The organism is Flavobacterium panacis, assembly GCF_024649945.1.
Lineage (GTDB): Bacteria > Bacteroidota > Bacteroidia > Flavobacteriales > Flavobacteriaceae > Flavobacterium > Flavobacterium panacis.
In genome coordinates this window covers 291219-305212 of the sequence record NZ_JANKMS010000005.1, presented here as the reverse complement: position 1 = coordinate 305212, position 13994 = coordinate 291219, and the positions used below count along the sequence as shown (strand labels likewise).

11 protein-coding genes are annotated in these 13994 nt (G+C 34.9%); all 11 read right to left on the bottom strand.

Annotation, left to right across the window (positions count from 1 at the left end):
- Positions 1-2 precede the first annotated feature (2 nt).
- The gene (locus NQQ59_RS13145) at positions 3-722 is read right to left on the bottom strand and encodes a hypothetical protein (protein ID WP_144215717.1); all 720 of its coding nucleotides are present in this window, start codon (positions 720-722) and stop codon (positions 3-5) included.
- Positions 723-795: 73 nt separating this feature from the next.
- Complete coding sequence (locus NQQ59_RS13140) at positions 796-1470, bottom strand: MBL fold metallo-hydrolase (protein ID WP_144215715.1); 675 nt, start codon at positions 1468-1470, stop codon at positions 796-798.
- Positions 1471-1530: 60 nt separating this feature from the next.
- Positions 1531-2103 carry a Crp/Fnr family transcriptional regulator gene (locus tag NQQ59_RS13135; protein WP_144215713.1) on the bottom strand — a complete coding sequence of 191 codons (573 nt, stop codon included), beginning with the start codon at positions 2101-2103 and terminating at the stop codon, positions 1531-1533.
- 1 nt (position 2104) lies between these two features.
- Entirely contained in the window at positions 2105-2752 is a 648-nt protein-coding gene (locus NQQ59_RS13130; RefSeq protein WP_144215711.1) for an HAD family hydrolase, read from the bottom strand.
- Positions 2753-2758: 6 nt separating this feature from the next.
- Positions 2759-3967: a BaiN/RdsA family NAD(P)/FAD-dependent oxidoreductase gene (locus tag NQQ59_RS13125; RefSeq protein WP_144215709.1), complete on the bottom strand. Its 1209-nt coding sequence runs from the start codon at positions 3965-3967 to the stop codon at positions 2759-2761.
- An 83-nt stretch (positions 3968-4050) separates the two neighbouring features.
- Positions 4051-4728: a glycerophosphodiester phosphodiesterase gene (locus tag NQQ59_RS13120; protein WP_144215707.1), complete on the bottom strand. Its 678-nt coding sequence runs from the start codon at positions 4726-4728 to the stop codon at positions 4051-4053.
- A gap of 160 nt (positions 4729-4888) precedes the next feature.
- Positions 4889-6556 carry an alpha-amylase family glycosyl hydrolase gene (locus NQQ59_RS13115; RefSeq protein WP_144215706.1) on the bottom strand — a complete coding sequence of 556 codons (1668 nt, stop codon included), beginning with the start codon at positions 6554-6556 and terminating at the stop codon, positions 4889-4891.
- Positions 6557-6705: 149 nt separating this feature from the next.
- Positions 6706-8565, bottom strand: coding sequence for a glycoside hydrolase family 13 protein (locus NQQ59_RS13110; protein WP_144215705.1), 1860 nt, complete (start codon positions 8563-8565; stop codon positions 6706-6708).
- A gap of 30 nt (positions 8566-8595) precedes the next feature.
- Entirely contained in the window at positions 8596-9309 is a 714-nt protein-coding gene (locus NQQ59_RS13105) for a carboxylesterase family protein (protein WP_144215704.1), read from the bottom strand.
- Positions 9310-9422: 113 nt separating this feature from the next.
- The gene (locus NQQ59_RS13100; protein ID WP_144215703.1) at positions 9423-11537 is read right to left on the bottom strand and encodes a glycoside hydrolase family 97 protein; all 2115 of its coding nucleotides are present in this window, start codon (positions 11535-11537) and stop codon (positions 9423-9425) included.
- Between the two features lie 27 nt (positions 11538-11564).
- On the bottom strand, positions 11565-13868 hold the full coding sequence (locus tag NQQ59_RS13095) for a glycoside hydrolase family 65 protein (RefSeq protein ID WP_144215702.1): 2304 nt from the start codon (positions 13866-13868) through the stop codon (positions 11565-11567).
- Positions 13869-13994: the final 126 nt, after the last annotated feature.

Here is a 13994-nt window from a genome sequence, read left to right as displayed (position 1 = left end):
TTTTAGTTTTTGATTCCAGAATTTAATTTTTTAAACTCCTTATTTTTAGTAATTAAAAAGTCCATGGTGTAAAGTAAATTTTTTCGTTCTACAAGAGTTTTGGATTGTGGATCAGCATTGCAAAATTGTAAAAACAATTCTTTTTCCTCTGGAGTTATTTTCAGATCATTCGTAAAGAAATCTAAAGGAACTGTAGCTTCGGCCAATTTTTTGAAATCTAATTCGTTAGATTTGATTTTTGCCTTTTTATCTTTTTTCATAAACAAACTAAATATAGCCAGTAAATCTGCTCCGTTTGTAATGCCTCCAGTATAAACACCAGGATTTGATATTGCAGGCTTTGGTCTTACAGTAGAATTTTCGTCAGCCATTTTAACTTTAGGAAATGAAATTTTGGTAACTACAATTTCATCTAATTCTTCAGGTTTCAAAATCATATTAACCATAATATTATTTTGATCAATATTGTCCTGAGAAATTTTTAATCGTTTAAAAAAGTAATCTTTTGAAAAGAAAAGTAAACTGTCTTTTGGACGAACCAGAATCGAAAATTCACCTAATTCATTTGTTTTAGTACTCGTTTTAGCTGTTTTATTAATTACTTCTACTTTGTTAAGTGGAATATTTTGTGAAAGAACTTTTCCCTGAAGTAATTTTTCGGTTTGAGAAATGCCGATTTGATAAGTGAAAATAGAAATCGTGGTAAGTAATTTTACTCTCATATAGGATTAATTAGTTGAGAGTAAAATTATTAGAATAGTCTTAATGAAAACTTACTGAATCTGTAAATTCTTGTTAATTAAATAAAATAGAGTTCTTGAATTTCTCTAATTCTCCATTGTTAAACAAAACTGGACCATGGCCAAAACACAATATTTTGGGTTGTAACAAAGCCAATTTTAGAATCGATTTTCTATTCATTTCTTGATCTGAAGTGAATAAATGAGGAGGTTCGTGAAGACCGACTTTTGTTGTTAACAGATTCATATTTGTCATAACATCGCCCACAATTAAAACGCCATCTTTTTCTCTGAAAAACGATAAATGACCTCTGGAATGTCCAGGAGTTTCAATAACCGTAAATCCACCAATTTGATCGCCTTCTTTTAAAGTTTGAGAAACTGAATGTCCTTTTCCAGCCCAGAAATTCTTCTGAAATTTTGATATAATATGATTCGGATTTGGGTATTCTGTAATTACGTTTCCATTTTCAGCAAATTCCTTTTCAGGTTCGCTGCATAAAAACGGAATTTTCAAAGTTTCACAGATTATTTTACTGCTTCCCTGATGATCGGCGTGGGCGTGTGTTAATGCGTGTTGACTAACAGATTTGTCTTTTAGTGATTTCAATATTTTATTGGCAGAAGTTCTAATTCCGGAATCAATTAAAACATCTTCAACTAAATAACAATTAATGGCATTTCGAGGAAATAGTGGGATTTGGTAAACGTCTTTGGCGATATTCTTCATCTTTTCAAATTTTATTTTGACAAAGATTCGAATTCGAATTTTCAATCCACTTGATAAATGTTAAGAAATATCTTGACGGATTCTGCTTAGCGATTCTGGGGTAATTCCGAGAAAAGAAGCGATATAAATTAAAGGTGTCCGCTGAATGATTTTGGCTGGAGCCGAAGTTAAAAAAGTCTGATATTTTTCTTTGGCAGGAATCATTTGAAGTTTTAAAACTCTGTCTGCCATACAAAGATAATTCTGCTCGGCTAAAATTCTCCCAACACGTTCCCAATTTGGGATTTCGTTGTACAGAAATTGCATTTTTTCAAAAGTAATCGAAAGGACTTCGCAATCTTCAATACATTGAATATTTTCAAAAGATTGTGTCTGATTAATGAAACTGGAATAGGAAGCAATAAAACCTTCATCAGAACTCAAATACGTTGTGATTTCTTTTCCGTCTTTTAAGTAATAAACTCTCGCTAATCCATTAAGAATGAAAAAAATCTTGTTGCTGATTTTTCCCATTTCAGAAAGATATTCTTTAGCATTAAACGTTTCATATTCAAAACAAGAAGCGATTGTCTCAATTTCATTTTCAGAAAAAGAGGCAATCGCTGTAATTTGTTTTTGTAATGAAAGATGCATTTTATAGAATCTCAATTAATTCTGAAGCTGTATTAACAACCAATTTTGCACCGCTGTTTTTCAATTCTTCTTCGGTTCTGTAACCCCAAGTAACGCCGACAGGAAACATATTCGCATTTACAGCAGTTTGCATATCGATATCAGAATCTCCAACAAAAAGTATTTCTTCTGGTTTTAAATTCCATTTTTTACCGATTTCTAAAGCCTCAAAGGGATTTGGTTTTTTAAGCGCTTCTGTACTTAAACCAACCGCTTGATCAAAATGATTTGGAAATATTTCAGATGCTATTTTCTTCGTTAATTCGTCAGCTTTGTTAGAGAAAACCGCCATTTTGATGTTTTGCGAAGTCAGATTTTCTAACAATTCTACAATTCCATCATAAGGTTTTGTTTTCAATGTACAGATTTCACGATATTCGTTAATCATACATTCAAAACAAATTTCTATTTGTTCATCCGAATTGTTTGTTGCTGGAAGTGCTTTGCTCACTAGATTTCGTAATCCGCTTCCAATAAAATATTGATAGGTTTCGTAAGTATGCGTTGGGAAATTTAGACCGTGAAGCACTTTATTCATCGCATCTGAAATGTCTTCTAATGAATTGACTAATGTTCCGTCTAAATCAAAAATAATTCCTTTAAATTTCATTTTGTATTAAATATTTTGAGCCAGAATAAACCCGCTTGTCCAGGCATTCTGAAAATTAAATCCTCCTGTTATGGCATCGATATTGACAATTTCTCCAGCAAAATAAAGGTTTTCGTGAATTTTGCTTTCCATTGTTTTAAAGTTGATTTCCTTTAAATCGATTCCGCCAGCCGTTACAAATTCCTCCTTAAAAGTGCTTTTTCCGTTGACTTTGAATTCGGCTTTTGTTAATTGTGAAGTTAGGTTTTGCAATTGATTTTTAGATAAATCTGCCCATTTTGTTTCCGCATCAATTCCCGAAGCCAAAACCAAACTTTCCCACAAACGATTCGGAAAATCAAAAGGAGATTTTTTAGAAACTGCTTTTTTAGCGTGTTCTTGTTTTAAGTCTTTTAAGATTTTTTCAGCATCTTCAAAATCCAAATCATTTAACCAATTCACAAAAATGGTAAACTGATAATTTTTGTCATGCAGAATACGGGCACCCCAAGCCGAAAGTTTCAAAATCGCTGGTCCGCTCATTCCCCAATGTGTGATTAACAAAGGGCCTGTCGATTCTAATTTAGTATCTTTTACATTTACGGTAACTTGTGCCGCAACGCCAGGCAATTCTTTAATTCGAGAATCTTTAATATTGAAAGTAAATAGGGAAGGGACAGGGCTTACAATGGCATGACCGTGTTCTTGAAGCATTTCCCAGATTTTAGGATTGCTTCCCGTTGCCATTACTAATTTTTCTGTAGCGAAATTGTCAGATTGTGTGTCAATTTTCCAATGATTTTCTTTTTTGAAAATCGACTGAACGCTTTGTCCTGTCAATACTTTAATGCCTAATTTTTCGGTTGCTTTTAGAAAACAGTCGATAATAGTTTGTGACGAATTGGAAACAGGAAACATTCTCCCGTCTTCTTCGATTTTTAATTCGACACCGCGTTTTTCAAACCATTCGATTGTATCGCCAGAACAGAACTGATGAAACGGCCCGCGAAGTTCTTTTTCACCACGTGGATAAAACTTCACTAATTCGTTAGGTTCAAAACAAGCGTGCGTTACATTGCATCGTCCGCCACCAGAAACGCGGACTTTAGAAAGTACTTCTTTTCCTCTTTCTAAAATGGCGATTTTTAGTTTCGGATTTTTCTCGGCAATATTAATTGCGGTAAAAAAACCTGCAGCGCCTCCGCCAACGATGATGATGTCGAAATTTTTAATCATATTTTGGTTTTCGCCACAAATTCACGAATTATTTTTTTACAATCTATGAGAAAAAAATTCGTGAATTCGTGGCTATTTAAACTTTATATTTTATCTGGATTATCAGAGATAATTCCGTTTACTTTATAACTTTTTACTTTTTGAATGTCTTCATCCGAGTTTACAGTCCAAGGGAAAACTAAGAATCCTTTTTCTTGAATTTGCTGAACATTTTCTTTATTCAATAAATGAAAATCAGGATGAATTGCTTTTGCTTTTATGTTTTCGGCGAAAGCCAAAGCATCATCAACATTTTCTTCTGTTAAAACACCAATCGGAATGTTTGGATTTAGTTTTTGAACTGCTGTTAAAGCATTCCAATCGAAACTCGAAATGATAAAATGTTCGTAATTCCAACCTTTTTCATTGATGTATTCTTCGATTAACGAAACCACATTTTTTGAAGTATCAGCATTTTTTAACTCCACGTTAATGAAGCATTTTTTATCTACTAAATCAAAAACTTCATTCAGCGTTGGAATTTGGAGTTTCTCAGCGATTCGAAATGACTTTAATTCGGCTAAAGTGTATTTGTTTATATCGCCTTTCCCGTTGGTCATTTTATCGATGGTTTCGTCGTGCATTACGATAATATGTCCGTCAGCGCTTAGGTGAACGTCCAATTCGATTCCGTCTGAATGTAAGTCTAAGGCTTTTTGAAACGCTTGAAGTGTATTTTCAGGTTGGTATGCTTTTGCACCTCTGTGAGCTATTTTTAGCATTTTCTGAGTTTTTTTTAACCGCAAAGGTCGCAAAGATTTATGAAAATAAATAGCCACGAATTCACGAATTTTTATTCTCATAGATTGTAAAAAAATAAATTCGTGAATTCGTGGCTAAAAAACCTTCGCGTGCTTTGCGTAAAACTTTGCGTCTTTGCGGTTAAATCTTTTCGAGTAAAACAATTCCAAATTCGCTGTCAATAATCACTTTTCCATCAACAACTTCTGTTACTTGATTAGAAAAACCATCACGTAATTTAGTTCCGTTTTCGAAAAGGGAATATACTGAGAGTTCTTTACGACCTTCTGGTAAATCTAAACCAATTAATACTTTGTCAGAATATGATCCTTTAGAATAGGTTCTTGAAAATAAATACGGTTGACTGCTTAATTGCGTATGAACTCCAGCGCCAACAGCAGGATGATTTCTTCTAAACTGACCTAATTTTTGCCAGTGTGAAAGCATGAATTTTGTGTCAGGATTGTTTTGTATATCGTCCCAATTCATGTTCGAACGTAAAGTTGCATCGCCATTTGTTCCTTCAACAACCAAAGAACGATTCGATTCGTCTCCATAATAAACCTGTGACATTCCTGGTGAAAGCAAGAGTTTTGTTCCTGCTTCGAAACCTTTTACGCGATTCGCATCAAAAGGTTGTCCGTCGTCGTGAGAAGACATATAATTAAGAACTGAATATCCTTTTAATTCGTTATTTAAATGATTGGAATATTTTGAGAATAAAGTTTCATAATCGCTTTGTGCAGCATTCCATTTAAATTCGAAATTGATCATGCTGTTGAAACCGTTCTGGAAATAATTGACTTTTCGATCTCCAAAATCATAATCCTGTCCGCCACTGATTCCGTAACCGTAAACTTCGGCAATGGTGTAAAACGGATTCTGATCTAAAACCTGCATCGGGTGGTGTTTTTTCCAAGTTTCAAAAGCATAATCACATTCTTTTTTAAAGTCTGCCCAAACGCCTTCTTCGGTGTGTTTTACAGTATCAGCGCGGTAACCGTCAATTCCGAATTCCAGAATATAATCGGTCAGCCATTTTATAATGTAATATTTCGGGCTTCTTGGATAACCAGTTCTTTTGAAGAATTCATCTAACGAAGCGACTTCTTTTTCATAACGACCTTCTTTCTTCCATTTTTCAATTAAAAAAGGAGGCAATTCTACGTTTTGAGTGCTTTCGGTTTTTACATCTGGAAGATTTTCAACCAAAGTACACATCGTAGTATTTTCGAAAGATTTGTAATCGCAGACCACACCAGTTCTAACCCAATCAGAAGGCCAAACGGGATCTTCTGGAGTTACTGGACCAGTATGATTGATTACACCGTCTAAAACTATTCTGATGCCTTTTTCATGCGCTTTTTTTACCAAATTGGCTAAATCTTCTTTTGTTCCGAAATTCGGATCTAAAGCCGTCCAATCTTTTGCCCAATAACCGTGAAAGCCATAACTCAATCCGGTTCCTTCGTCAACGCCATCATGAATTTGTTCAACAATCGGCGTAAGCCAAATGGCATTGATTCCTAATTTTTCAAAATAACCAGATTCTATTTTTTTTGTAATTCCGATAATATCTCCACCTTCAAATCCGCGTAGTTTTCCAGGCGTTTTGGTTCGGTTGAAATTTAAATCGTTTGATTTGTCGCCGTTGTAAAAACGGTCTGTAAGTAAAAAATAAACATTTGCTCCTTCCCAAACGAAAGGTGTTTTCGAAGTATTTTCGTTATTCATTGTAACTGATTTTGAGCCAGAACAACCCGTAATTATGAATACTAAAGATAAAAAAAGGAAAGTGTATTTTTTCATAACATGTCTATAAATTTCCGCCACGAATTCACGAATTTTTATTTTAAAGATTGTAAAAAACAGTTGGTAAAAAAATAGCCACGAATTCATGAATTTTTATTCTCATAGATTGTCAAAAAATAATTTGTGAATTCGTGGCGGAAAAAAAATTATTCCAATTCTAAAATCAGAGCTGATTTTGGTTCTAAAGTAATTTCAGAAGCTAAATCGAAAGTTTTTCCTGTGATAACATCTTTTCCTGATTTAAAGTTTTTGATGCTTTCTTTGAAACGGTTTGTTTTTACAACTTGCTCTTTTGCATTGTTATTGAAAACTACCATAACGGTTTTAGCATCTGTATATCTGAAATATACATAAGTATTGTTTTCAGGAATATAATGCGTCATTTTTCCGAAATGAACGGCTTCGTTTGTTTTTCTCCAAGTGAATAATTTTGAACTGAAATCAAAGAAAGCAGCTTGTTCTGGAGTTCTTCCTTCTTTTGTAAAAGCATTGTTTTTGTCGCCAGCCCATCCGCCTGGAAAATCCTGACGAATATCTGCATCGCCTTTACCTTTGTCACCGCCCATTCCAATTTCTGAGCCGTAATAAATCTGAGGAATTCCGCGAACTGTAGCCAATAAAGTCATTGCCAATTTGTATTTTGGTAAATCGTATTTAAACTTATCATTCATACGATCCGTATCGTGATTTTCAGAAAAAACTAAAATGTTATTGGTGTTTGGATATAGAAAATCCATTGCAAAATTGTTGTAGAATTTGATCAATCCGCTGTCCCAGTTTGGTTCATCTTCGTTGAAAGCAGAAGTAATCTGACTTTGAAGTGTAAAATCCATTACCGATGGAAGGTTTGAATTGTAGTTTTCAATGGCTCCAACTTTACTGTCTTTCTGCCAGAAAGCTAAATTCGCCTGATTGTGCATCCAGATTTCACCTACAATATTAAAATTAGGGTATTCAGTTGTAATCGCTTTTGCCCAATTAGCCATCGCCGTTTTATCTGAATAGTTATAAGTGTCTACACGGAAACCGTCAAGATTTGCGTACTCAATCCACCAAATAGCATTTTGAGTCAAGTATTTCGCAACAAGCGGATTTCTTAAATTTAAATCCGGCATTGAAGGCACGAACCAGCCGTCAACACAAACTTCCTGATCAATTTTTGAAGCGTGAATGTCAGTAATTACCTCACGTCTGTGATGTGTTTGCGTGTAGTTCTCAAATTGGTTAAGCCATGATTTTGTTGGTAAATCTTTCACCATCCAGTGCGTAATTCCCCAGTGATTCGTTACATAATCCATAACTAATTTCATGTCTTTTTTATGCATTTCATTAGAAAGACGAACGTAATCTTCATTCGTTCCGTAACGCGGATCAATTTTGTAAACATCAGACTGTCCGTAAGTATGATACGAATGCTGTTTGTCGTTGTCTTCGCATAAAGGTGTGCTCCAAATTGTAGTGGCACCGAGAGCTGAGATATAATCTAAGTTTTTGATTATTCCTTCGATATCGCCGCCATGACGTCCGCTTGGATCTTGACGGTTTCCTTTTTCAGTTAAAGAAGCATCGCTGTCGTTTTTAGGATTTCCGTTGGCAAAACGATCTGGCATGATTAAATAAATTAAGTCAGAGGCATCGTAGCTTTTTCTGTCGGCAGAATTCGCTCTTCTTTCTTTAAGCGTATATTTTTGTTTAAAAGCAACTTTGTTATTGTTTTTGAAAGAGAAAATCAATTCGGAAGCCTTTACATCTTTCGTATCAATAGTTACGAAAAGGTAGTTTGGATTTTCTGTTTTTTCGACATTCTTAATGGCAACATTGTTGGAAACCGAAGCTTCGTATTGCGAAATATTTTTTCCGTAGAACATAATTTGCAGTTCCGAATTTTTCATTCCTGCGTACCAAAATGGCGGTTCTACTTTTTGGATTTGCGCTTTCGCGGAAGCAGAAAACAACAAAACCAAAAGGGCTAATTTATAGACAAGTGATGTTTTTTGGTTTTTCATAGTTTGTATTTTTATGAATGTGTAATAAAATCAAGGTTTGATTTTATTTGATTTCTTCTGTTTGAGCATCCATTTGTAGATTTCAGGTTTTGTTTCATATAAATACTGAATTTCATGTCCTTCATTTTCTAAACGAGTAAACTTGAAATTTTTATTGGTTTCACATGATTCCAAACCTTTTTCAATTCTTTCGGTTTCACTAAATGGAATTTTATCATCGGCTGTTCCGTGAAAAGTCCAAACAGGAATTTTACTCAAATTACAGATTCGGGCTAAATCGCTGTCGTTTACTCCGCCACACAACGGTACTATTGCAGCAAATTTATCTGGAAAATCCAAAGCTGTAATGAATGTCCCATAACCTCCCATGCTAACTCCTGTTAGATAAACTCGGTCCATATCGATTCTATATTTCGAATTTAATTCGGCATAAAGCGATTCAAACCAATTCTCAGTCGACCAGTATTTATTATCCGGACATTGCGGAGAAGCTATTATAAAATCGAAATCCTGACCTTTTTCTACTAAATAGGGAAGGCCGTAGATTTTCAGTTTATTCAAATCATTTCCTTTTTGCGAACCGCCATGCAAATAAATTACAAGCGGATATTTTTTGGTTGCTTTCGCATAATCTTTCGGCAAATACAAAAGATAATCATAAGATGCTTTTGCTTTGTTTTGAGAATAGGCATTAAGTCCAAAAAAGACAAAAAGAAAAATGAAGAAGTTAAGTTTGAGGCTCATATTAATTGATCTAAAGATGAAGAAAATAGTTCTCTCAAATTTAACTTCTTAATTTGATTTGATAGTAAAAAGACAAGTAATTATGGGGGGAAAATTACTTGTCTTTTAGAAAATTACTTCGTTTCAATTATGCTGATCGCATATCCTCCTCCTGGAGCAGAAAACTGAGATAATTTTGATTTATTGGTTACAGCAATTTTCTTGATCGTATAAGCTTGCGGATTTGTTTTGTAATGCGCATCTTTTGCATCAGCGTAAATTGTTGCTGTATATTTTTTACCTTTTTCAAGGAAACTGAAATCGATGTTTGAAGTACGTGGAGTTTCTCCGTTTACGTTTCCAACGAACCAGTTGTTTGTTCCTTTTGCTTTACGAGCCACTGTGATGAAATCTCCAGGTTCAGCTTCGATATATTTACTTTCTGACCAATCTACAGCGACATCTTTAATGAATTGGAATGCATCTGGAAAACGGTTGTAGTTTTCTGGAGTATCTGCTGCCATTTGTAACGGGCTGTACATTGTAACATATAAAGCCAATTGATTAGCCAATGTGCTGTTTACATGCGATTTGTTATCCGGATTCATTTTGCTGATATCCATTTCAAAGATTCCAGGCGTATAATCCATTGGACCACCGATTAATCTTGTAAATGGTAAAACCGTAACGTGATTTGGTTTAGAACCACCAAAAGCTTGGTATTCTGTTCCTCTTGCTGCTTCGTTTCCAATTAAGTTAGGATACGTTCTTGCAATTCCTGTTGGGCGAACTGCTTCGTGAGCGTTCACCATAATTTTGTAATCAGCTGCTTTTTCGATTGCATATTGATAATGATTTACAATCCATTGATCGTAATGATTTTCGCCACGAGGCAAAATGTCACCAACATAACCGCTTTTTACAGCATCATAACCATTGTCTTTCATGAATTTGTATGCAGCATCCATGTGGCGCTCGTAGTTACGAACAGATCCAGAAGTTTCGTGGTGCATGATGATTTTTACACCTTTAGATTTTGCATATTCGTGAAGACCTTTTACATCAAAATCTGGGTAAGGTGTTAAGAAATCGAATACATAATCTTTAGAATGTCCGAACCAGTCTTCCCAGCCTTCGTTCCATCCTTCAACTAAAACAGCGTCGAAACCATTTGCAGCAGCAAAGTCAATGTATTTTTTTACGTTAGCATTGTTTGCTCCGTGCGTTCCGTTTGGTTTTGCTTTCGCGAAATCTGTAACACCCAATTGAACTGTTGGATAATCATTAGTGTATGACCAAGAGCTTTTTCCTGTAATCATTTCCCACCAAACACCAACGTATTTTACTGGTTTAATCCAAGAAGTATTGTCAATTTTTGATGGATCGTTTAAGTTATAAGTCATTTTTGATGAAAGAATTTCTCTTGCATCATCGCTCACAATAATCGTTCTCCAAGGAGAGTGATTTGGTGCTTGCATATGACCTTTGTCTCCCTTTGCATCTGGTGTTAACCAAGATTCGAAAACTAAGTTTTTATCGTCTAAATTTAAGTGCATACAAGAATAATCAATCAAAGCAGCTTCGTGCAAGTTGATGTAGATTCCGTCGGCTGTTTTTAACATCAAAGAAGTCTGAACTCCTGTTGGTGAAAAAGACTTTTGAGAAACGTTTGCTGTATAAGCTTTCTCAGATAAACCTCTAATTTCTGATAATTTAGATTTTGTGTAATCGTATTCCTGAGTATCGTAATCTCCAGGAATCCAGAAAGCAGTGTGATCTCCAGTCATGGCAAATTGAGATCTTTCTTCTTTGATTACAAAATAAGTAAGATTCTTTTGCGCTGGGAATTCGTAACGGAAACCTAAACCATCATCAAACAAACGAAAACGAATTACGATTTGTCTGTCTGTGCTTTTTTGGTTTAAAGTTACTGCCAACTCATTATAGTGATTTCTGATGTGATCTACTTCTCCCCAAACTGGTTTCCAGGTTTCGTCAAAAGTTGAGGTTTTAGTATCAGCAATTGTAAAATCATTCAATAAAGATTTTTTGTCATCTTTAAGTTCAAGACCTAGTTTACTGGTTTTTACAACTTCTTTGTTTTTATACTTTAAGTTGTAAGTTGGAGTTCCGTCGCTTTGAAGCGAAAATTCCATTACGAACTTGCCTTCGGGAGATTTTAATTGCTGCGCTTTAGCAATCGTGCTAACCGCAAACAAAACTAAACTGGCGAAAAATAAGTTTTTCATGTTTTTAGATTTTTAGAGAATTGTAATTTAATTAATTTGTACGAGTTTATCAGCTGTTATAGCTTTGCCATTTACTATAATTTCTAAATCCTGATCACCGTCAACTGTAAAAGTGGTTTCGTTATGATTTACAGAAACTTTTAAAATCTGGTTTCTGAAATTGATTTTAAACGAATACCCTTTCCATTCTTTTGGAATTTTTGGCGAGAAATGAAGTTGGTTATTTTTCACGCGCATTCCTCCAAAGCCTTCCACGATACTCATCCATGTACCAGCCATTGACGTGATATGACAACCTTCTTCCACTTCTTTGTTATAATCATCTAAGTCCAAACGAGACGTTCTTAAATAAAATGTATATGCCATGTCCATTTTATCTAAGGCCGCAGCCTGAATAGAGTGCACGCAAGGCGAAAGTGAACTTTCGTGAACCGTAAATGATTCGTAAAATTCGAAATTGCGTTTTAATTCTTCTTTCGAAAAATGATCTTCGAAGAAATAGAAACCTTGTAAAACGTCTGCCTGTTTGATGTATGGCGAACGTAAAACACGATCCCAAGACCATTTTTGGTTAATAGGACGCTGAGATTTATCTAAATCTTTTACAGGAACTAAATCTTTGTCTAAGAAACCATCTTGCTGTAAGTAGATTCCAAGTTCTTTAGAAATAGGGAAGTACATATCACCAGCCACTTTTTTCCATTCCTGAATTTCATTCGCCGAAAGGCTAACTTTTTCAAGAATTCTTTTGTGATCTGCAGGATATTCTGAAGCCACTTTTTCGATTTGTTCTGAAGCAAAATCAATACACCATTTTGCAATATAATTCGTGTAGAAGTTATTGTTGATGTTGTTTTCGTATTCGTTTGGACCGGTAACTCCAAGAATTACGTATTGGTTTTTATCTTTAGAGAACGAAGCTCTTTGGTGCCAGAAACGCGCAATTCCGATTAAAACTTCTAAACCTTTTTCTGGAATATAAGAGTAATCTCCCGTGTAACGGTAATAGTTGTAAATCGCAAAAGCAATCGCTCCATTTCTGTGGATTTCTTCGTGTGTGATTTCCCATTCGTTGTGACATTCTTCACCATTCATGGTCACCATTGGATACAAAGCCGCACCGTTTTTGAAACCTAAATTATCTTTCGCATTTTCAATCGCTTTGTCCAGTTGATTGTAACGGTATGTCAATAAGTTTCTTGCCACTTGCTGATCTTTTGTAGCCATGTAGAATGGAATACAATATGCCTCAGTATCCCAATACGTTGAACCTCCGTATTTTTCTCCAGTAAATCCTTTTGGACCAATATTTAATCGGCTGTCTTTTCCTGAATACGTTTGGTTCAATTGAAAAATATTGAAACGAATTCCTTGCTGTGCCTTAACATCACCTTCAATCGTGATATCTGACATTTCCCAAACTTTTGCCCAAGCATCAATTTGGTTTTGAAGCAACGTTTCGTAACCTAAAGCAACAGCAGATTTGATTACTTTTTCGGCTCCAGCTAAAGTATTTTCGTGGTTTAAAGAAACTGTATAACCTCCAATTTTTTGGATTGTTGAGGTTTGTCCTTTTGCGATAATAGTTCCGTAAGTGTACTGAACTTTATCTGTTGTTGAATCGATTGTTGACGGAGAAACATTGATATTTTCATCATTTGCCAAAATCGTATTGTGCATGAAAGTCGTAACTTTAAAATGCGTTTTGAAAGTCTGTGCCGTTACAAAAGCTTCGTTTGTGCCTTTTTTAACTTCAAGAGGTTCCCAGAATTTTTCTTCCCAGTTGGCATCTTCATTCGTTACACCAGCATCGATGTACGGTTTATAAACGATTTTTGCATCTTTATTTAAAGGCGTAATATCGTATTTGATCACTCCGGCTTCGTCTAAATCTAAAGAAAGAAAACGACGGATGTTTACCGAGATTTCAGTTCCATTTTTAAGAACAGCTTCAAAAGAACGATTGTACCAACCTTCTTTCATATTCAATTCTCTGCGGAAATTTCTCACTTCGGTACAATTGTGTAAATCAAGATTTTCTTCGTTGATTTCGATATCAATTCCAATCCAGTTTGGAGCATTTAAAACTTTAGCGAAATATTTCGGATAACCGTTTTTCCACCAGCCCACTTTTGTTTTGTCTGGATAATAAATACCTGCAATATAACTTCCTTGGAAAGTTTCGCCAGAATATTTTTCTTCAAAATTCGCACGCTGTCCCATAGCACCGTTTCCGATACTGAAAAGACTTTCAGACGATTTTACTCTTTCGACATCAAATCCTTCTTCTATTATGGACCAATTGTCTGGTTTTATATAATCTTGATTCATCTCTTAAATTAGATAATGTGGCAATTAGGGTAATTAGATAATGTGGCAATTTGATAATTAGATAATTATCTGTTGAACGCTATTCTTTACCTTTTGAATTGCTTGGTGTTTTACATTTTTTTTTTT